This is a genomic window from Micromonospora sp. PTRAS2 (assembly GCF_054052245.1).
Genome location: NZ_JBSWBU010000002.1, coordinates 119,929 through 139,277 on the forward strand (window position 1 = coordinate 119,929; position 19,349 = coordinate 139,277).

18 protein-coding genes are annotated in these 19,349 nt (G+C 74.0%); 6 read left to right on the forward strand and 12 right to left on the reverse strand.

Annotated elements, in window-relative coordinates; genetic code table 11:
• Positions 1 to 168 precede the first annotated feature (168 nt).
• Complete coding sequence (selD, locus tag ACVMYR_RS06490) at positions 169 to 1,158, reverse strand: selenide, water dikinase SelD (protein ID WP_077936767.1); 990 nt, start codon at positions 1,156 to 1,158, stop codon at positions 169 to 171.
• Positions 1,159 to 1,352: 194 nt separating this feature from the next.
• Here selD and ACVMYR_RS06495 point away from each other — a divergent pair, with 194 nt between their 5' ends.
• From ACVMYR_RS06495 to ACVMYR_RS06510, 4 genes are all read left to right on the forward strand, one after another.
• Positions 1,353 to 2,108 carry an amino acid ABC transporter ATP-binding protein gene (locus ACVMYR_RS06495; RefSeq protein WP_043962476.1) on the forward strand — a complete coding sequence of 252 codons (756 nt, stop codon included), beginning with the start codon at positions 1,353 to 1,355 and terminating at the stop codon, positions 2,106 to 2,108.
• Positions 2,109 to 2,166: 58 nt separating this feature from the next.
• Positions 2,167 to 3,033: a glutamate ABC transporter substrate-binding protein gene (locus ACVMYR_RS06500; RefSeq protein WP_387159580.1), complete on the forward strand. Its 867-nt coding sequence runs from the start codon at positions 2,167 to 2,169 to the stop codon at positions 3,031 to 3,033.
• Positions 3,034 to 3,111: 78 nt separating this feature from the next.
• The gene (locus ACVMYR_RS06505; protein ID WP_431895465.1) at positions 3,112 to 3,786 is read left to right on the forward strand and encodes an amino acid ABC transporter permease; all 675 of its coding nucleotides are present in this window, start codon (positions 3,112 to 3,114) and stop codon (positions 3,784 to 3,786) included.
• A complete protein-coding gene (locus ACVMYR_RS06510; protein ID WP_457121714.1) occupies positions 3,783 to 4,667 on the forward strand; it encodes an amino acid ABC transporter permease in 885 nt (294 codons plus the stop codon). The genes ACVMYR_RS06505 and ACVMYR_RS06510 overlap by 4 nt, the downstream gene beginning before the upstream one ends.
• A gap of 102 nt (positions 4,668 to 4,769) precedes the next feature.
• Here ACVMYR_RS06510 and rny read toward each other — a convergent pair whose 3' ends face one another.
• From rny to ACVMYR_RS06545, 7 genes are all read right to left on the reverse strand, one after another.
• Positions 4,770 to 6,536 carry a ribonuclease Y gene (gene rny / locus ACVMYR_RS06515; protein ID WP_043962473.1) on the reverse strand — a complete coding sequence of 589 codons (1,767 nt, stop codon included), beginning with the start codon at positions 6,534 to 6,536 and terminating at the stop codon, positions 4,770 to 4,772.
• Positions 6,537 to 7,291: 755 nt separating this feature from the next.
• Positions 7,292 to 8,068 carry a regulatory protein RecX gene (locus tag ACVMYR_RS06520; protein WP_431895463.1) on the reverse strand — a complete coding sequence of 259 codons (777 nt, stop codon included), beginning with the start codon at positions 8,066 to 8,068 and terminating at the stop codon, positions 7,292 to 7,294.
• 14 nt (positions 8,069 to 8,082) lie between these two features.
• Entirely contained in the window at positions 8,083 to 9,129 is a 1,047-nt protein-coding gene (gene recA, locus ACVMYR_RS06525) for a recombinase RecA (protein ID WP_043962471.1), read from the reverse strand.
• 184 nt (positions 9,130 to 9,313) lie between these two features.
• Complete coding sequence (locus ACVMYR_RS06530) at positions 9,314 to 9,514, reverse strand: DUF3046 domain-containing protein (RefSeq protein ID WP_077936762.1); 201 nt, start codon at positions 9,512 to 9,514, stop codon at positions 9,314 to 9,316.
• Positions 9,505 to 10,869: an MFS transporter gene (locus ACVMYR_RS06535; RefSeq protein ID WP_457121344.1), complete on the reverse strand. Its 1,365-nt coding sequence runs from the start codon at positions 10,867 to 10,869 to the stop codon at positions 9,505 to 9,507. The genes ACVMYR_RS06530 and ACVMYR_RS06535 overlap by 10 nt, the downstream gene beginning before the upstream one ends.
• A 144-nt stretch (positions 10,870 to 11,013) precedes the next feature.
• Entirely contained in the window at positions 11,014 to 11,718 is a 705-nt protein-coding gene (locus ACVMYR_RS06540) for a UdgX family uracil-DNA binding protein (protein WP_431895462.1), read from the reverse strand.
• Between the two features lie 76 nt (positions 11,719 to 11,794).
• Positions 11,795 to 13,132, reverse strand: coding sequence for an aminotransferase class I/II-fold pyridoxal phosphate-dependent enzyme (locus ACVMYR_RS06545; RefSeq protein ID WP_457121345.1), 1,338 nt, complete (start codon positions 13,130 to 13,132; stop codon positions 11,795 to 11,797).
• A gap of 87 nt (positions 13,133 to 13,219) precedes the next feature.
• Between ACVMYR_RS06545 and ACVMYR_RS06550 the strand changes: the two genes are divergently transcribed.
• On the forward strand, positions 13,220 to 14,416 hold the full coding sequence (locus ACVMYR_RS06550; RefSeq protein ID WP_457121346.1) for a bifunctional pyridoxamine 5'-phosphate oxidase family protein/GNAT family N-acetyltransferase: 1,197 nt from the start codon (positions 13,220 to 13,222) through the stop codon (positions 14,414 to 14,416).
• Positions 14,413 to 15,081, forward strand: a complete 669-nt coding sequence (gene leuE / locus ACVMYR_RS06555) for a leucine efflux protein LeuE (protein ID WP_350670613.1) — start codon at positions 14,413 to 14,415, stop codon at positions 15,079 to 15,081. The genes ACVMYR_RS06550 and leuE overlap by 4 nt, the downstream gene beginning before the upstream one ends.
• Before the next feature lie 105 nt (positions 15,082 to 15,186).
• On the opposite strand, the gene ACVMYR_RS06560 is transcribed toward leuE, so the two are convergent.
• The 4 genes from ACVMYR_RS06560 to mnhG form a co-directional block, all read right to left on the reverse strand.
• Positions 15,187 to 16,116 carry a sporulation protein gene (locus ACVMYR_RS06560; protein WP_457121347.1) on the reverse strand — a complete coding sequence of 310 codons (930 nt, stop codon included), beginning with the start codon at positions 16,114 to 16,116 and terminating at the stop codon, positions 15,187 to 15,189.
• A gap of 139 nt (positions 16,117 to 16,255) precedes the next feature.
• Entirely contained in the window at positions 16,256 to 17,323 is a 1,068-nt protein-coding gene (locus ACVMYR_RS06565; RefSeq protein WP_077936754.1) for a hemolysin family protein, read from the reverse strand.
• On the reverse strand, positions 17,320 to 18,708 hold the full coding sequence (locus ACVMYR_RS06570) for a hemolysin family protein (protein ID WP_431895456.1): 1,389 nt from the start codon (positions 18,706 to 18,708) through the stop codon (positions 17,320 to 17,322). The genes ACVMYR_RS06565 and ACVMYR_RS06570 overlap by 4 nt, the downstream gene beginning before the upstream one ends.
• A 275-nt stretch (positions 18,709 to 18,983) precedes the next feature.
• Entirely contained in the window at positions 18,984 to 19,307 is a 324-nt protein-coding gene (gene mnhG / locus ACVMYR_RS06575) for a monovalent cation/H(+) antiporter subunit G (RefSeq protein ID WP_431895476.1), read from the reverse strand.
• Between the last annotated feature and the right edge of the window lie 42 nt (positions 19,308 to 19,349).

The following is a 19,349-nucleotide window of genomic DNA, read 5'->3' on the forward strand; positions in this document are numbered from 1 at the left end:
CCCACCGGCCTCCGGATCGGGCCTTACTGACGATGGTGGGGGGCATTTGACCGCAGCCGGGGGCAAGTTACCGGTCTGTGACCATTCCGGGCAAAATTTCCTGCACCGCCGTCGCGGACAGTGGCGGAAAGACGACAGTTTATCGGCTATGGTGCCAGCCCCTCGCCGTCAGCGCACGACCAGCAGGTGCTCGCCGCGCGGCAGCAGCTCGCCGATCACCGTGGCCCCCGGCAGCTCCCCGGCGACCAGCAGCCCGCCCGAGGTCTGCGCGTCGGCCAGCAGCAGCCGCTCCCCCTCGTCGGCGCCGCCGAAGTCGGTCCAGGGCGTCACCCAGTCCAGGTTGCGCCGGGTGCCGCCGCTGACGTACCCGTCGCGCAGCGCCTCCCGCGCGCCCGGCAGGTAGGGCACCCGGGCCGCGTCGATCGCCACCGTGAGCCGGCTGGCCCGGGCCAGCTTCGAGGCGTGCCCGAGCAGCCCGAACCCGGTCACGTCCGTGCCGCACCGGATGCCGGCGGCGACCGCCGCCCGGGCGGCGTCCCGGTTCAGCGCCGCCATCGAGGCGACCGCCTCGGCGAACCGCTCGCCGGTGGCCTTGTGCCGGGTGTTGAGCACCCCGACGCCGAGCGGCTTGGTCAGCGACAGCGGCAGCCCGGCCCGCCCGGCGTCGAGGGTGATCAGCTCCTCGGGCCGGACCACGCCGGTGACCGCGAGCCCGTACTTCGGGCCGTCGTCGTCGACGCTGTGCCCGCCGGCCAGGTGACAGCCGGCCTCCCGGGCCACGTCCTGGCCGCCGCGCAGCACCTCCCGGGCCAGCTCCAGCGGCAGCCGCTCGCGCGGCCAGCAGAGCAGGTTGAGCGCGACGAGCGGCGTGCCGCCCATGGCGTACACGTCGGAGAGCGCGTTGGCGGCGGCGATGCGCCCCCAGTCGTAGGCGTCGTCGACGACCGGGGTGAAGAAGTCGGCGGTGGTCACCAGGCCGGTGCGCTCGTCGAGGCGGACCACCGCGGCGTCGTCGCCGTTCTCCAGCCCGACCAGCAGGTCGGCCGTGCCGCTGGCCGGGCCGAGGCCGGCGACCATCGCCTCCAGCTCCCCGGGCGGGATCTTGCACGCGCAGCCGCCGCCACGGGCGTAGTCGGTCAGGCGAAGCGGCTCGGTCATCCCCCCATGATCGCCTCGATCCGGCCCCGCCGCCAGCCGGACGGGCCGGTCGAAGACGGATACCGGACTCCCGGTGCGGATCGTTACCGGTGTTACCGCACCGTGACCAGATGAGTGGCGATCCGCCATGTCGGCCCGCCTACAGTGGCCGGACCGGGGGTCATCCGACCCAGACGTACGTGACGACAGGGACGGTGGACGACGTGACGACGGCCGAACCGCTCATCGTGCTGGACGGGGTCAACAAGCACTTCGGGCCGCTGCACGTGCTGCAGGACGTCTCGCTCTCGGTCGGCCGGGGCGAGGTCGTCGTCGTGATCGGACCGTCGGGCTCGGGCAAGTCGACGCTGTGCCGGGCGATCAACCGGTTGGAGCCGATCAGCTCCGGCACCATCACCTTCGACGGCACCCCGCTGCCCGCCGAGGGCAAGGCGCTGGCCCGGCTGCGCAGCGAGGTCGGCATGGTGTTCCAGTCGTTCAACCTCTTCGCGCACAAGACGATCCTGGAGAACGTCACGCTCGGCCCCGTCAAGGTCCGCAAGGAGAAGCCGGCCGCCGCGCGCGAGCGCGGGCTGGCCCTGCTGGACCGGGTCGGCATCGCCAACCAGGCCGACAAGTATCCTGCCCAGCTCTCCGGCGGCCAGCAGCAGCGGGCGGCGATCGCCCGCGCGCTGGCAATGCAGCCCAAGGCGATGCTGTTCGACGAGCCCACCAGCGCGCTCGACCCGGAGATGGTCGGCGAGGTGCTGGAGGTGATGACCTCCCTGGCCCGCGACGGCATGACCATGGTGGTGGTCACCCACGAGATGGGCTTCGCCCGGCACGCGGCCAACCGGGTCATCTTCATGGCCGACGGCCAGCTCGTCGAGGACGCTCCCCCGGCCGAGTTCTTCGCCAACCCGCGCAGCGAACGCGCCAAGGACTTCCTGTCGAAGATCCTGACGCACTAGGCGTCCGTCCGTGGAGCGCGTCGTCCCCCGGCGGGCTCCGTCGAAGAAGGAGAGAAGTATGCGTATGAAGCGCGTGGCGGCAGTCGCCATGGCCGCCGCCCTGTCGTTCGGCATGGCCGCCTGCGGCGGCGACAGCGACGGCGAGTCCGGTGGTTCGGGCGCCAAGGGCATCATCGGTAAGGCGCAGAACCAGAAGAAGCTGGTGATCGGCGTCAAGGCGGACCAGCCCGGCCTCGGCCTCCAGACCGGCAGCACGTACGAGGGCTTCGACGTCGAGATCGCCAAGATCATCGCCAAGGGCCTCGGTGTCGAGGCCGGCAGCATCGAGTGGAAGACCACCGTCTCCGCCAACCGCGAGCCCTTCATCCAGCAGGGCACCGTCGACCTGGTCGTGGCGACGTACACGATCAACGACGAGCGCAAGCAGAAGATCAGCTTCGCCGGGCCGTACTTCATCGCCGGGCAGGACCTGCTGGTCAAGGCGGACTCCACGCTCGCCGGGCCGGAGGGGCTGGACGGCAAGACCGTCTGCTCGGTGACCGGCTCGACCCCGGCCAAGCGGATCCAGACCGAGCACCCGAAGGCCAAGCTCCAGCAGTTCGACTCGTACTCGAAGTGCCTGCCGCTGCTGGAGAACGGCCAGGTCGACGCGGTGACCACCGACGACATCATCCTGGCCGGCTACGCCGCGCAGGAGCAGTACGCCGGCAAGTTCAAGGTGGTCGGTAAGCCCTTCTCCAGCGAGCCCTACGGGATCGGCCTGAAGAAGGACGACAAGGACGGCTGCGAGAAGGTCAACGAGATCCTCAAGGCCGCCGCCTCAGACGGCTCCTACAAGGCCGCCTGGGACTCGACGCTGGGCAAGAGCGGCAAGGCCGCGCCCGAGCTGGACACCACCAAGCTGACCAACTGCGGCAGCGTCTGACGGAGGTCGGGGCCGGCGCCCTAGTGGCGCCGGCCCCGGACCGTCACGACGCGGACGACCTGCCCCGGGAGTCGACGGATGCACGTATTCGCTGATCAGACCAACCTCGACGCGTACGTGTCGGGCTTCCTGTGGATCCTCAAGCTGACTGGCGCGTCGGCGTTCTTCGCGCTGGTGCTGGGCGTGCTGCTCGCCGCGTTCCGGGTCTCCCCCGTGCCGGTGCTGCGCGGAGTCGGCGTCGCCTGGGTCAACATCTTCCGCAACACACCGCTGACGCTGATCGTCTTCTTCTGCTACTTCGGCCTCTTCTCCACGCTGGGGCTGAGCCTCTCCGACGAACTGGACCTGAACAACTACTGGCTGGGCGTCGTCGGCCTGTCGGTCTACACGGCCGCGTTCGTCTGCGAAGCGGTCCGCTCGGGCATCAACACCGTCCCCGCCGGCCAGGCCGAGGCGGCCCGAGCGATCGGGCTGACCTTCTTCCAGACGCTGCGGATCGTGATCCTGCCCCAGGCCGGGCGGGCAGTGGTGGCGCCGCTTGGCAGCGTGCTCATCGCGCTGTGCAAGAACGCGACGATCGTCGGCACCATCGGCCTCATCGAGGCGTCGAGCGTGATGAAGGACCTGATCAACAGCAACGGGGACGCGGTCATCCCGATCTTCCTGGTGTTCGCCGGCACCTTCGCCGCGATCCTGATCCCCACCGGCTACTTCTTCGGCTGGCTGGCCAACCGAATGGCGGTGAAGCGCTGATGAGCAGCACGGTCCTGTACGACCACCCGGGGCCGCGCGCCCGCATCCGCAACGCGGTGCTCAGCGTCGTCTTCGGCGTCGGCCTCGTCGCCCTGCTCTGGTGGGTCTACCGCAGGTTCGCCGAGGCCGGGCAGTGGGAAGGCCGGCTCTGGCAGCCGTTCGCCGAGCCGGACACCTGGACCCAGTTCATCATCCCCGGCCTGCGGCAGACCCTGCTCGCCGCAGCCACCGGAATGGTCCTGTCGCTCGCCTTCGGCATCGTCTTCGCCGTCGGGCGGCTCTCCGACCGCTGGTGGATCAGGGTGCCGTCCGGCGTCGTGGTGGAGTTCTTCCGGGCCGTGCCGCTGCTGCTGATGATCTTCTTCATCTTCTACGGCGTGCCGTTCCTCATCCAGGGTCCCGTCTCGGCGTTCTGGTCCGTGGTCGTGGGCCTCACCCTGTACAACGGGTCGGTGCTCGCCGAGGCGTTCCGCGCCGGCATCCACTCGATCCCGAGGGGCCAGTCCGAGGCCGCCTACGCGGTGGGCATGCGCAAGAGCCAGGTCATGCAGCTCATCCTGGTGCCGCAGGCCGCCCGGGCGATGTTGCCGGTGATCGTCAGCCAGTTGGTCGTGCTGCTCAAGGACACCGCGCTCGGCTACATCGTGGCCTTCCCCGAGCTGCTCCAGCGCGGCGTCAACGACCTCTCGGCCAACTACGGCAACGTGGTGGCGGCGGCGATCGTGGTGGCCGCGATCTACATCGTGATCAACTCGCTGATCACCATGCTGGCGGGCTGGCTCGACCGACGCACGCAGCGACGCGGGTTCCGCGCCGCGAAGAAGACCACCGCCGGCCCGGCCCCCGTCCTCGAACAGGCGGTCACCGAGCCGCAGGGCTGAGCCCGGCAAAGCGACACCGCCCGACCCACCCCTGCAATCCCGCACGGTCACGGCCCCGTCCCGCAGCCCCGGCAACCCGGGCCGGGATGGGGCCCCGCCGGCTCAGCGGGCGATCTCGGTGACCCGGGACTCGCGGACCACGGTCACCCGGATCTGCCCCGGGTAGGTCAGCTCCTCCTCGATCTGCTTGGCCACGTCCCGGGCCAGCACCGCCGCGCCGATGTCGTCGACGTCGTCGGGCTTGACCATCACCCGGATCTCCCGGCCCGCCTGCATGGCGAAGACCTTCTCCACGCCGAGCTTCCCGGCCGCGATCTCCTCGATCCGCTCCAGCCGCTTGACGTACGCCTCAAGGCTCTCCCGCCGCGCCCCCGGCCGCCCGCCGGAGCAGGCGTCGGACGCCTGGGTGAGCACGGCCTCGATGGTCTGCGGCGGCACCTCGTTGTGGTGCGCCTCGATCGCGTGGACGACGTCCTCGCTCTCGCCGTACTTGCGGGCCAGGTCGGCGCCGATGATGGCGTGGCTGCCCTCCACCTCGTGGGTGAGCGCCTTGCCGATGTCGTGCAGGAACGCCGACCGCTTGATGGTCGGCACGTCCAGCCGCAGTTCGGCGGCCATGATCCCGGCGATGTGCGCGGTCTCCACGAGGTGCTTGAGCACGTTCTGCCCGTACGAGGTGCGGTAGCGCAGCCGCCCGAGCAGGCTCACCAGCTCGGGGTGGATCTCGGTGATGCCGACCTCGACGAGGGCGTCCTCAGCGGCCCGGTGGCAGAGCTGCTCCACCTCCTGCCGGGCCAGATCGTAGACCTCCTCGATCCGGTGCGGGTGGATCCGGCCGTCGAGCACCAGCTTCTCCAGCGTCAACCGGCCGACCTCGCGGCGCACCGGGTCGAAGCAGGACAGCAGCACGGCCTCCGGGGTGTCGTCGATGATCAGGTTGACCCCGGTGACCGACTCGAAGGCGCGGATGTTGCGCCCCTCCCGGCCGATGATCCGCCCCTTCATCTCGTCGCCGGGCAGGTGCAGGACGCTGACGACGCTCTCCGCGGTCTGCTCGCTGGCCACCCGCTGGATGGCGTCCACCACGATGTGCCGGGCGCGCTGTTCGGCGGTGTTGCGGGCGTCGGACTCGATGTCCCGCACCAGCAGGGCGGCCTCCCGCTTCGCCTGGGTCTCGATCACCTCGATCAGCTCGGCGCGGGCCGCGTCGGCGGTGAGCCCCGCGACGCGCTCCAGCTCGCGGCGGCGCTGCTCCTCCGCCTCGGCGACGGCCTGCTCGCGCTCGGCCAGCGCGGACTCGCGGGCGGCGAGGGCGGCGCTGGCGGCGGTGAGCTGCCGCTCCCGGTCGGCCAGCCGCTCCACTTCCTCGGTGTGCAGGCGCTCCCGCTCGTCCATCCGGGCGGCCCGCCGTTCCACCTCGGCGGCCTGCTCCCGGGTGGTCGCGGCGAGCACCGCGACCTCGCGTTCCCCGCTGCGGCGGGCCGCCGTGCGCAGCTGCTCGGCGTCGGCCTCGGCCTGCTTGTGGGCCCGCTCCAGGACGGTGTCGGCCTCCGCCCGGGCGTCGTCGAGCACTCGGCGGGCCTCGGCCCGGGCCGCCTTCGCCTCGGCCTTCGCGGCGGCGGCCTCGGCGCGCGCCGCCGACGCGGCGGACTTGGCCACGTCGATGGTGCTGTTCACCTCGTCGGCGGCGGTGCGCAGGGCGGCCAGCGACTGCTCCTGACGGTCCTTCTCGGCGATGTAGGCCGGGTCCTCCGGGCGGGGTGCCGCGCTGAGCCGGCGCATCGTCCGCACGCCCACCAGCACCGCGCCGACCACGACCAGGACGAGCAGCAGCACCACCCCGAGGAGGACGGCGTCGAAGGCGTTCACGGCCGCGTCCCCGCGTCGGACCGGGACCGCGCCGCCCGTACGCCGTTGCCGGCCACCGGTCGGGTAACGCTGCCGACCGCCGCCAGCGCACCGTTGCCGGCCACCGGTCGCGTAACACTGCCTGCGGCCGCCCGTGCACCGTTGTTGGCCATCGCCCGTGCGCCACGGCGTGCGCCGTCGCCGACCGCCGTCCCGCCGGGACCACCCGTGGACCTCTGCCGCCCCGCCATGGCCGCCTCCCCTGAACGTCGGCGCCGCAGTGAGCGTGCCGGGTGGGCACGTGCGCTGCGGCTCTGAGACGCCCGACCTGAGCGACTGGCCGTGGGTAGCTTTCCGCCGACGGTGCCCACGGGGCATCGCCGACGGCCGGGTGCAGTTGTCGTGCCGGCCCCGGACCGGCCTGTCCGGAGCTGACACCGCAGGCCGGCGAGCCGGCCAAAGTGATGCTGTTCTGTTACGCGATCTATGTTGTGCGCTTTGCTTGCGCTTGGTCGGGCAATGTGAGCCTGTATGGCGAGGCTAGGTCTCCGGGTGCCGTCTGGTCAAGGACTCATGATCAAACCCCCCGAACGGAGAGAAGTTGACGAGTCACCCAACGCTGATGGCACGCCGGACACGACCGGACAAAGAAGACCGGATCCGGCGGGCGCCGTCGTAATCGTCGGCACCCCTCGGCCGGGCCGCACCGGCGTGCTCACCCGGCCGGGCCGGGCTGCGGCGGCTCGCCCACCGACCGGGCGCCTCGGCCCGGCCGCTCAGTCGAGCGGGCGCGTGTCCGGGGTGAGGTCGCCCTCCGCATCGGCGAGCGCGTCGGCGTCGATGCCGTCGGCGAACTCGGCCGCCTCGGCGCTCTGCGCGGCGAGCGCGTCCTTCACCGCCCGGATCGCCACCCCCGGCGGGTAGCCCTTGCGGGCGAGCATGCCGACGAGGCGACGGAAGACGGCGTCCGGCTCCCCCCGGGCCGTACGCAGCTTCCGGTCGACCAGCGCCCGGGCCGTCTCGGCCTCGGTCTCCTCGTCCAGCTCGTCGAGGGCCTCGCTGGCCACCTCGCCGTCCACGCCCCGCCGCCGCAGCTCGTTGGCGAGAGCCCGGCGGGCCAGCCCCCGGCCGGCGTGCCGGCTGGACACCCAGGCGCGGGCGAACGCGGCGTCGTCGATGATGCCGACCTCGTCGTACCGGTCGAGCACCCCGGCGGACACCTCCTCGGAGATCCCCCGCTTGGCCAGCGCGGCGGCCAGCTCGGCCCGGGTGCGCGGACGCACGGCGAGCTGACGCAGGCAGATCTCCCGGGCCAGTTCCGCCTCGTCACGTGGCGGGGCCCCGGTGCCGCGCGGAGCATCGGCGTCCTGCGGCACCCCGGTGGCACCCCGGTCGTCGGCGTCGCCCGGGGCATCGGCGTCGACCTGCGGGGAGAACGCCCCGCCGGAGGAGCCGCGCCGGCCGCGCCGGGGACGGGGCGAACCGTCGGCGTCACCCGCGCGGGGCGGGCTGGCATCCCAGCCCCGCCCCGTGCGGGCGCGTCGTCCTGTCACTGGTCAGCGGCCGGTCAGAAGTCGACCGGCGGCAGCTCCGGGCCACCGGCGGCGTCGCCCGCGCCGACCCCGACGCCGAGCTTCTCCAGGATCTTCTTCTCGATCTCGGCCGCCACGTCCGGGTTCTCGCGGAGGAACTCGCGGGCCTTCTCCTTGCCCTGGCCCAGCTGGTCGCCGTCGTACGTGTACCAGGCTCCGGACTTGCGGATGATCGCCTGCTCCACGCCCACGTCGATGAGCGAGCCCTCGCGGGAGATGCCCTTGCCGTACATGATGTCGAACTCGGCCTGCTTGAACGGCGCGGCGACCTTGTTCTTCACCACCTTGACCCGGGTGCGGTTGCCGACCACGTCGGTGCCGTCCTTCAGGCTCTCGATGCGGCGCACGTCGAGCCGGACCGAGGCGTAGAACTTCAGCGCCCGGCCACCGGTGGTGGTCTCGGGCGAGCCGAACATGACACCGATCTTCTCGCGGAGCTGGTTGATGAAGATCGCCGTGGTGCCGGTGTTGTTGAGCACACCGGTGATCTTCCGCAGCGCCTGGCTCATCAGCCGGGCCTGGAGGCCCACGTGGCTGTCGCCCATCTCACCCTCGATCTCGGCGCGCGGCACCAGGGCCGCCACCGAGTCGATCACGATGATGTCGATCGCGCCGGAGCGGACCAGCATGTCCGCGATCTCCAGCGCCTGCTCGCCCGTGTCGGGCTGCGAGACCAGCAGCGCGTCGGTGTCGACGCCGAGGGCCTTCGCGTATTCCGGGTCGAGCGCGTGCTCGGCGTCGACGAACGCGGCGATGCCGCCGGCCCGCTGGGCGTTGGCCACCGCGTGCAGGGCCACCGTCGTCTTACCGCTGGATTCCGGGCCGTAGATCTCGACCACCCGGCCCCGGGGCAGGCCCCCCACGCCGAGGGCCACGTCGAGGGCGATGGACCCGGTCGGGATGACCGAGGTCTGCACGACAGGGCGCTCCCCCAGGCGCATCACCGAACCCTTGCCGAACTGCTTGTCGATCTGAGCGAGAGCAAGGTCGAGCGCCTTCTCCCGGTCAGGACCTGCCGCCATCGTTGCCACCCCTGCCTTCGCCGGCGTCTTTCCTGAGCTTCGCGTCACGCGGACACGCTAGGCGCTGGGTCCGACAGAAAACCAGCCGACGGGCCGCGAGCTGTGGACGAGCACCCCGCTGTGGACAATAGCCGAACAGGTGTACGACTCGGCAAGCGACACGCGGGAGGAAAGAAAAGGCTGCTCAGCGTAGTCGCGCGGGCACCCGGTCGGGGTATGCGGCGACCACCGCCCGCCACACGACGTGGGTCTGCTCACCCGACCGGAGGGCCTGCTCGATGGTCCGCCCGCCGAGCTGGGACAGCACCTGGTCCGAGGCGATGCTGGTCGCGTACCCCGGGCCGAACGCCTCCTCCAGCCGGGTCCAGAAGTCGGTCAGCCGCACGGTCGGTCCTCCTCGTCCGGCGCCCGCCCGGGCACCGCACGCAACGCTAGCGCCAGCAGCGGCACCGTCGCGATCGCCGCCAGGACGGTCAGCGTCGGATACCCGGCGACCTGCATGACGAACCCGCTCAGCGCCCCGGCGGCGGCCCCCGCCAGGCCCATCGTCAGGTCGGAGAGCCCCTGCACGCTGGGCCGTACGTCGGCCGGCACCGACTCCGACAGCAGGGTGGAGCCGGCCACCATGGTCCCCGACCAGCCCAGCCCGAGCAGGACCAGGCCGACCGAGAGGCCGGGCGTGTGGTGCCCGGAGGCGCCCGCCACCGCGCAGGCGACCAGCAGCACGGCCAGGCCGCCGAGGATCACCGGCCGCCGGCCGAGCCGGTCGGTGAGCCAGCCGACCACCGGGGAGAACGCGTACATGCCGGCGATGTGCAGGCTGAGCACCACCCCGACCACTCCGAGCACGGCGGAGTCGTCGTGGTATTCGCCGAGGCGTACCGGGGTCATCGACATCACCGCGACCATCACGAGGTGGCCGACCGCGACGGCGGCGATGCCGAGCCGGGCCGCCGGCCGCTCGCGGACCACCCGCCAGGCGGTCCGCATCCCCGCGCCGCGCCGCCGGTCCGCCGCCGGCCCGGCGGCCCTGCCGGCGGCAGCAGCGGGAGCGGCGTCGGCAGCGGCCTCGGGAGCGGGAGCGGCCTCGGCGTCCGCCAACCGGCGCGCGGTCAGCAGCGGGTCGGGCCGCAGCAGCACCAGCAGTACGCCGGCGGTGAGGGCGAACGCCACCGCGCTGAACGCGAACGGGCCGGCCAGCGACGGCAGCCCCCACCCCCGGGTGGTGCGGTCGGCCAGCGCGGCGAAGTTCGGCGCGGCCACCGCCCCGATCGTGGTGGCCCAGACGACCAGGGAGAGCTGGCGGCCCCGGCGGGCCGGCTCGGCGAGGTCCACGGCCGTGTAGCGGGCCTGGAGGTTGGCCGCCGAGCCCCCGCCGAACAGCAGCATGCCGAGGAAGAGCAGCGGCACCTGGCGGGTCGCCGCGGCGACCACCACCAGCACGCCCCCGGCCGCCCCGACCAGGTACGCGGTGACCAGCCCCGGCCGGCGGCCGTGCCCCGTCATGATCCGGGTGACCGGGACGGCGAGCAACGCGCCGCCGACCACGGCGGCGCTCTGCGCCAGGCCGGCGACCGCCGTGCCGGCGACCCGGGCGGCGAGCAGCGCGCCGACCGAGATGCCGATGGTGACCCCGATGCCGCCGATGATCTGGGTCACGACGAGCAGCCGCAGCGTGCGGCGCTGGATCGGGGCGACGTCGACGCGGCCGGGGGCCGGTGTGGTGAGGTCGGTGGCCATCGGTGGCTCCTCGGTGACGGCCGGGGCTCCGGCGGGGGTGCGGCTCGCCCCATCCTCACGCAACCCCCCGGACCTTGGACAGTTGCGGTCCCGTCGCAACGACAACTGCCCAGGATCGAGGCAGGCCGGGCCGGGGGGGGTGGGTCAGGTCCGGAGGGCGGCGGCGGCGACCTTGAGGTCGGCGACCAGTCCGGCGTACGCGGTGTCCTGGTCGTCGGCGCGCAGCACCGCCGACGGGTGGATCGTGGCCAGGAGCCGGGCCGCCGGTGCGTCGGCGACCCCGCCGGCCGAGTCGACCGGCACCCGGGCGAAGTCCTCCGGCCGCTCGGCCGACGCCGGCCAGGGCATCAGGGTGCCGCGCTGCCGGGTGACCCGGAACGACGGGCCGAGCAGCGCCTTTGCCGCGGTCGCACCGAGCACCACGACGACCTCCGGGCGCAGCCGGGCGAACTCGGCCACCAGCCAGGGGCGGCACGCGGTGACGTGCACCCGGTCCGGGGTCTGGTGGATGCGCCGCTTGCCGCGCAGCTCGAAGCGGAAGTGCTTCACGGCGTTGGTGAGGTAGAGCCCCGTCGGGTCGAGCCCGGCGTCGTCGACCGCCCGGCGCAGCAGCCGACCGGCCGGGCCGACGAACGGCAGCCCCTTCTGGTCCTCCATGTCGCCGGGCTGCTCGCCGACCAGCACCACCCGGGCGTCGGCGCCGCCCCGGCCGAAGACCGTCTGGGTGGCGTCCCGGTGCAGCTCGCAGCCCCGGCAGCCGCGCGCGGCGGCGCGCAGCGCGTCGAGGGTGTCGGCCTGCGGCGGGATGAACTGCTGCGCACCGGGGGCGGTGTCGGTCTTGTCGGTCATGGCGACCTTTCTACCCGCCGTGGCCGCGCCCACCCGGGCACCCCCACCCGGCGCGCCCCGCCCCGGGGACGGCCCCTCAGGCGGTGAAGGCCGACGGGGGGCGGGGGTGGACGGCCCTGGCCATCGCGTCGGCCAGGGCCGGGAGGTCGGCGGGGTCCAGCTGGCTGACCGTGACGCGCACGCCGGGGGCGGCGGCGATGCGGAACAGCGCGCCCGGGGCCACCGCCCAGCCGGCGTCGCGCAGGGCGGTGACGGCGCTGGTCTCGTCGGGCACCGGGAGCCAGACGTTGATGCCGGTGCGGCCGTGCCCGGCCAGCCCCCGCGCGGCCAGCGCGGCGAGCAGGTCGCCCCGGCGGCGCTCGTAGTCGGCGCCGGCCCGATCGACGAGGGCGGCCGTGGCCGGGTCACGCCAGAGGGCGAGCACGAGGCGTTGCAGCACGGTGGAGACCCAGCCGGCGCCGACGCGGGCCCGGCCGGCGACCCGGGCGACGGTGGCCTCGTCGCCGGCCAGCACGGCCAGCCGCAGGTCGGGCCCGTAGGGCTTGCTCACCGACCGGACGAAGGCCCACGCCCCGGCCGCCCCGGCGAGCGGGTGCAGCGGTACGCGGGCCAGCTCGGCGGCGTGGTCGTCCTCGATCAGCAGCAGGTCCTCGCGGCCGGCGAGGAGGGCGCGCAGCGCGGCGGCCCGGTCGGCGGAGACGGCCGCCCCGGTCGGGTTCTGCGCCCGGCTGGTCACGACCAGGGCGCGGGCCCCGGCGGCCAGCGCGGCGCGTACGCCGGCCTCGATCGGGCCCTCGTCGTCCACCGGCACCCCGATCGGGCGCAGCCCCAGGGCGGCGACGAGGTCGAGGAGGTTGGCCCAGCCCGGGTCCTCGACGGCGACCGCGTCGCCGGGGCGCAGGTGGGCGGCGAGCAGCCGCTCGATGCCGTCGAGCGCCCCGCCGGTGACCGTGACGTCGGCGGCGGGCACCCCGTCGGCGGCGAGCCGCTCCCGGGCCGCGTCGGCCAGCTCGGGCAGGACGCCGGCCGACGCGTACCCGATGGGGGTGCCGAAGTCGGCGGCGAGCGCGGCCAGGTGCGGGCCGAGCGGCGGGAGCAGCCGGGTGTCGGGCTCGCCGAGGGACAGGTCGCGGACGCCGGGCGCGGTGCTCGGGCGCAGCGCGCGGCGGGTGGCGACCGGCGGCCGGGGGCGGACCCGGGTGCCGTGCCGGCCGGCGGTGGCGAGCAGGCCGCGCTGGCGCAGGTCCTGGTAGGCGCGGGCCACCGTGGCCGGGCTGACGCCCAGCTCGGCGGCGAGGGCCCGCACCGGGGGCAGGGCGGCCCCGGCGGGCAGGTCGCCGACGCGGACGCCCGACTCGATGCTGGCGGAGATCTCGGCGGCCGTCCGGCCGGTGACCTGATAGCGTGCTGACACAATTCGAGGATTGTACTAGTACGAAAGCGGGTCCTCGCATGTACCCACCCACCCCCCCGGACCACCGCCACCCGCAGCCGCGACCGGATGAGCTACGACCGGGCCGCCGCGCACGCCGTGCTCGACGAGGCGTACCACTGCGCGCTCGCGTTCACGGTCGACGGCGAGCCCCGGGTGCTGCCCACCCTGCACGTCCGCGTCGGCGACACGCTCTACCTGCACGGCTCCACCGGCAGCCGGCCGCTGCTCGCCGCCCGGGGCGACGGCCTGCCCGTCTGCGTGGCGGTCACCCTGCTCGACGGGCTGATCTACGCCCGCTCCCAGTTCCACCACAGCGCCAACTACCGGTCGGTGGTCGCGCACGGCACCGCGCACCTGGTCACCGACGCCGGGGAGAAGTCGGCCGCGATGACCGCCCTGGTGGAGAAGGTCGCCGCCGGGCGCAGCGCCGACAGCCGCCCGCCCAGCCGCCGCGAACTCGCCGAGACCGCCGTGCTGGCGCTGCCGCTGCGCGAGGTCTCCGTCCGCACCCGCACCGGCGGCGTACGCGACGAACCCGGCGACCACGACCTTCCGCACTGGGCCGGGGTGCTGCCGCTGCGGCTGACCGCCGGGCGGCCCGAGCCCGACGCGGGCGTGACCGCGCCGCTGCCTGCATACCTGCGGCCGGACCGCTCGCCCTGGCTGGAGCCGGCCGTGCTGCGGGGCGCGCACGTCGTCCTCGAACCGCTGGACCTCGCGCACGCCGACGAGCTGCACGCCGCCACCGCCGACCCGCAGGTGTGGCAGCACCTGGGCAGCCACCGCCCCGCCGACCCGGCCGGCACGGCCGAGACGATCCGGGCCGCCCTCGACGCCCACCACCGCGGGGAGCGGGTGCCGTGGGTGCAGCGCTGCGCCGTCACCGGGGCGGTCGTCGGCAGCACGTCGTACTACGAGGTCGACCCCGACCGCCGGGCGGTCGCCATCGGCTACACCTACCTGGGCCGGCCCTGGTGGCGCACCGGCGTCAACACCGAGGCGAAGCTGCTGCTGCTCACCCGCGCCTTCGAGGAGCTGGGCGCGGTGCGGGTGGTCTGGCACACCGACATCCGCAACGAACGCTCCCAGCGGGCCATCGAGCGGCTCGGCGCCACCCGCGAGGGGGTGCTGCGCCGGCACCGGCTGCGCCCCGACGGCACCTGGCGGGACACCGTGCAGTACTCGCTGACCGACGAGGAGTGGCCGAACGCACAGGCCAGGCTGCGGGAACGGCTTCGCCCCGGCCCGGTGCCGGCGCGATGATGTCGGGCGTGCTGGGCATCACCGACATCTGGACGTACGTGCTGGGGACCGTGGCGATCGTGCTGCTCCCCGGCCCCAACTCGCTCTTCGTGCTCTCCACCGCCGCCAAGCGCGGGGTACGCGCCGGCTACCGGGCCGCCGGTGGAGTCTTCCTCGGCGACGCGGCGCTGATGACGCTCTCCGCGGCCGGGGTGGCGTCGCTGCTCAAGGCGTACCCGCCGCTGTTCCTCGTGGTGAAGTACGCGGGCGCGGCGTACCTCGGGTGGGTCGGGCTGACCATGCTGCGCGGCGCGTGGCGGCGCTGGCGGGACCGCAACGACCCCGCCGCGCCGCGCCTGATCGACGCCGCCGAGCCGGCGGAGCTGCGCAGCCCGTTCCGGCGGGCGCTGGTGATCAGCCTGCTCAACCCGAAGGCGATCCTGTTCTTCGTGTCGTTCTTCATCCAGTTCGTCGACCCCGGGTACGCCTGGCCGGCGCTGTCGTTCCTGCTGCTCGGGCTGATCGCCCAGGTCACCAGCGCGCTCTACCTGACCGCGCTGATCTTCGCGGGCACGTTCCTGGCGGCGCAGTTCCGGCAGCGGCGGCGGCTGGCCGCCGGGGCGACCACCGGGGTGGCGGCGGTCTTCCTCGGCTTCAGCGTCAAGCTCGCCACCGCCTCGGTGTAAGGAAGGGCCCCTTGTTAACGCATACGGTATAGAAGGGTCCCCTTCTTACCGCGCCCCCGGCGCACGCGGCGCACGGCAGGCGGCGCACGGCAGGCACGGCAGGCGTCACGTGCCGTCGCCGCCTCCGCCGCCCCCGCCGATGCCCGCGCCACCGGCGGTGCCGCCGAGGCCATAGCCGGGGCGGACCGGCTGGTCCGGGGGCCGACTGACGTGCGCCGACTCGGTGATCTGGGCCGACCAGTCGGCGTGCGCTGCCGCGGCGGCGTGCCGGTTGATCGCGTGGCGCAGCCAGCCGTCGACCACCGCGACCCAGTCGAGCCGCTCCGCGCCCGCGTGCCAGACCCGGAACCGGCTGATGCTCTGGTGGGTGACTCCGGCGAGGGAGAGCCGGCGGTCGGCCCACAGGAGCACCTCCAGGCCCGCCGCGTTCGCCACGAAGATCACCTCCAGCTCGGTGATCGGGCCGGCGTACAGCGGGGCCACCCACCAGCCGAGCCGCTGGTGCAGCGGGAGCGCCTGCTCCACCCCGGGCAGCCGGCCGTCGACCAGGCCGGCCTGGCGCATGCTGAAGCCGAGCGTGTCCAGCGCGGCGAGGACGTGCTGCTGGGTCGGCAGGGGATGCACGAAGATCGGCACCAGCGCGCCCTGCTCCAGGTCCACGTCGAGGGACGCCTCCGTGCGCAGCCCCATCCGCAGGCTCATCAGCGGCACCCCGCCGAAGATCGTCACCGGGGTCTCCCAGGGCAGCGGCACGGCGAAGTCGACCGCCCGCCGCCGCCCGGCCGGCACCACGAACGCGCCCGCGATCGTCACCTGGTGGAACTGGACGAGCCGCCGCGGCGCTCCCGGGTCGTCCGGCTCGACCTGGGTGACCAGGCCGAGCCGCAGCCGCCGAACCGGCACGTCGTCCGGCCCGGCGTGCAGGGTGACCCGGCCGGGCAGCCGCAGCCCGGGACGGGTGCTCGGGTTGGGCAGCGTGGTCCGCACCGAAAGCCCGGTCCAGCCGGACTCCGGCGACACCCCGGTCAGCCGCACGGCGCTTCCTCCGTACCCCCTCGGTGGTGGCACGGCTTTCCCCGCCGGCGGCCGGACAGTCCTGCCCGCCCGGCGCGGACGCCGGGGCCGGCCCGGTGGTGCCGGGCCGGCCGCAGGCGTCGACGAGCGGCAGAGGGCGTCAGCGCATCCGGCGGCCCCGGGGCACCGGGTCGGTCTCGTCGTCGAACTCGCCGATGACCTCCTCCAGCAGGTCCTCCAGCGCCACGAAACCAATCGGGCGGGTCGGGCCGCCGCCGTTGCGGACCAGGGCGAGCTGGGCCCGCCGGCCCTTCATCGCGGTCACGGCCTCCGTCACCGACGCGGACGCCGGCAGCGTGAACGCGTCGGTCATCAGCTCCCCGGCGGTCGCCGCCCGGCCCGTCGTGGTGGCCCGCACGGCCTCCCGCACGTGCACCAGGCCGCACACCTCGCCGCCGGCGTCCAGCACGGCCAGCCGGGACCGGCCGCTGTCGCGGGAGACCTGCTCGACCCGCTCGGCCGGGTCCTCCCGGCCGACCGTGACGATCCGGTCGAAGGGCTCCATCACCTGGGCGACCGTGGTGCCCTGCAGCTCCAGCATGCTGGTGAGCATCCGGTGCTGCTCCGCGCCGAGCAGCCCGTGCTCGCGGGACTGCTCCAGCAGGATCCGCAGCTCGTCGGGGCCGTGCACCTGGGCGAGCTGGTCCTGCGGGCGCACCCGCACCAGCCGCAGCATCGCGTTGGCCAGCGCGTTCAGCGCCGACAGCACCGGCCGCGCCACCCGGGCGAAGGCCCGGAACGGCAGTGCCAGCAGGGTCGCCGACCGCTCCGCGTCGGTGATCGCCCACGACTTCGGGGCCATCTCGCCGACCACCAGGTGCAGGAAGGTGACCAGGCCGAGGGCGAAGACCAGCGCCACGACGTGGCTCGCCGCGGCCGGCAGCCCCACGGCGTGCAGCAGCGGGCTGAGCAGGTGCTCGATCGCCGGCTCGGCCAGCGCGCCGAGGCCCAGGGTGCACAGCGTGATGCCGAGCTGCGCGCCGGCCAGCATCAGGGACAGCTCGCGTACGCCGTCCAGTGCCGCGCGGGCCCCCCGGCCACCGCCGGTGGCGACGGCCTGCTCCAGCCGATACCGCTTGCTGGCCACCAGCGCGAACTCGGCGGCCACGAAGAACCCGTTCAGCGCCAGCAGCACGACGGAGACGACGAGGGCGATGCCGGGGCTCATGCCGCCGCCTCCCCACCCCGACGGCTGCCCGCCGCCCGACCCGTGGCGGCGGCGGTGCCGCCCGCGAGCCGGAGCCGGACCGAGTCGGCGACGTGCCGGTCCACGGCCAGCACCTCGACCAGGGCGCGCGCCTCGGTCTCGGCGTCGCCGTCGACGGGGAGCATGATCTCCAGCCGGTCGCCCACCTCGGGCACCCGGCCCAGCTCCCGCATGACCAGCCCGGACACGGTGTCGTACTCCGGTGCCTCGGGCAGCTCGATGCCGGTGCTGTCGGCGACCTCGTCGATCCGCCAGCGCGCCGGCACCACCCACGACCCGTCGTCCTGCCGGGCCGGCGCCCGCTCCGGCGGGTCGTCCTCGTCGCGGATCGGGCCCACCAGCTCCTCGGCCAGGTCCTCCAGCGTGATCACGCCGGCGAAGCCGCCGTACTCGTCGACCACGCAGGCGAGCTGCCGGTGCCCGGACCGCAGCCGGTCCAGCACCGTCGGCAGCGGCAACGTCTCGGGCACCAGCAACGGGGGTACGGCCACCGCGCTGACCGGGGTCGTCGCGCGCTCGGCCGGGGGCACCGCCAGCACGTCGGCGATGCCGACGACGCCGGCCAGGTCGTCGACGCCGTCGGCGCCGCGTACGGGGAACCGGGAGTGCCCGGTGTCGAGCAGCTCCACCACCCGGCTCAGCGGCTCGTGCGCCCGGACGGTGTGCACGTCGACCCGGGGCACCATGGCCTCCCCGGCGGTCAGCTCCCGGAAGTCGAGCCCCCGGTCGAGCAGGTCGGACATCTCCGCGTCGAGGTGCCCCTCCTCGCGGGACTCGGCGATGATCTGCTCCAGGTCCTCCGGGGTGGCCCCGCTGGGCAGCTCCTCGATCGGCTCGATGCCGAGCCGGCGCAGCAGCCGCACGGCGGCCTTGTCGAACAGGGTGATCACCGGCCCGGCGATCTTCAGGTAGATCAGGGTGGACCGGCTCAGCGCCCGGGCCAGCGACTCGGCGCGGGCGATGGCCAGGTTCTTCGGGGCCAGCTCCCCGAGGACCATCTGCACCACGGTCGCGATGACCAGCGCCAGCGCGACCGACAGCGGCAGGGCGACGGCCGTGGATACCCCGGCCACGCCGAGCAGCTCGGCCAGCCCCGCGCCCAGGTACGGCTCGGCGACGTAGCCGACCAGCAGCGCGGTCACGGTGATGCCGAGCTGCGCTCCGGAGAGCATGAACGACAGCCGACCGGTGACCTCCAGGGCCCGGGCGGCGGCCTGGTCGCCGTCGTCGGCGAGCTGCCGGAGGCGGCCCCGGTCGACGGCGACGTAGCCGAACTCCTGGGCCACGAAGTAGCCGGTGGCGGCGGTGAGAACGGTGATGAGGGCAAGCCCGACGACGATCAACACGGGTCGCTCAGGGCTCCCGGGGTCGTCGGGACGGGAAGATGCCGGGCACGACCCGGCTGGCTACTGCTGCCCTCCTGGGCAGAAGAGTCGATCATGCCGCCCATTTTATCGGCGTCGGCTGAGCGCCCGCTGAAGGTGCAAGGAAGGGCCCCTTGTTAACGCATACGGTAGAGAAGGGCACCCTTCTCACCCCGCTGGGTGGAACGTGGCCTGGGAGCCGACCTCGTTAACAAGGGGCCCTTCCTATACAGAATGCGTTAACAAGGGGCCCTTCCTTACCCCCCGTCGGCGAGTTCGTCGGCGTCGAGGAGGGAGCGGTCGACCCGGCCCGAGCGGTACGCCGCGCGGCCGACCATCTGGGCCGCCACCGGAGCGGTGGCCAGTTGGAAGACCGCCACCAGCACGATCATGCCGACGTCGTCGGGGGTACGCAGCCGCAGCGCCACCCCGGCGAGCAGCAGCAGCACGCCGAGCACCTGGGGCTTGGTGGCCGCGTGCATCCGGTCGAGCACGTCCGGGAAGCGCAGCACGCCGATCCCGGCGGCGAGGCTGAGCAGTCCCCCGGCGACCAGGCAGCCGGCGCCCAGCCAGTCGGCCACGACACCCGCACTGAGCGGAACGCCGAGAGCGGCGCCCAGCGG

Excerpts from the sequence above, each read along its gene's own strand:
- ACVMYR_RS06540 (WP_431895462.1), bottom strand. The coding sequence starts at position 11,718 with ATGACCGACAAGACCGACACCGCCCCCGGTGCGCAGCAGTTCATCCCG.
- ACVMYR_RS06550 (WP_457121346.1), top strand. The coding sequence starts at position 13,220 with ATGAGCTACGACCGGGCCGCCGCGCACGCCGTGCTCGACGAGGCGTAC.
- leuE (WP_350670613.1), top strand. The coding sequence starts at position 14,413 with ATGATGTCGGGCGTGCTGGGCATCACCGACATCTGGACGTACGTGCTG.
- selD (WP_077936767.1), bottom strand. The coding sequence starts at position 1,158 with ATGACCGAGCCGCTTCGCCTGACCGACTACGCCCGTGGCGGCGGCTGC.
- ACVMYR_RS06505 (WP_431895465.1), top strand. The coding sequence starts at position 3,112 with ATGCACGTATTCGCTGATCAGACCAACCTCGACGCGTACGTGTCGGGC.
- recA (WP_043962471.1), bottom strand. The coding sequence starts at position 9,129 with ATGGCGGCAGGTCCTGACCGGGAGAAGGCGCTCGACCTTGCTCTCGCT.
- ACVMYR_RS06565 (WP_077936754.1), bottom strand. The coding sequence starts at position 17,323 with ATGAGCCCCGGCATCGCCCTCGTCGTCTCCGTCGTGCTGCTGGCGCTG.
- ACVMYR_RS06535 (WP_457121344.1), bottom strand. The coding sequence starts at position 10,869 with ATGGCCACCGACCTCACCACACCGGCCCCCGGCCGCGTCGACGTCGCC.
- ACVMYR_RS06500 (WP_387159580.1), top strand. The coding sequence starts at position 2,167 with ATGCGTATGAAGCGCGTGGCGGCAGTCGCCATGGCCGCCGCCCTGTCG.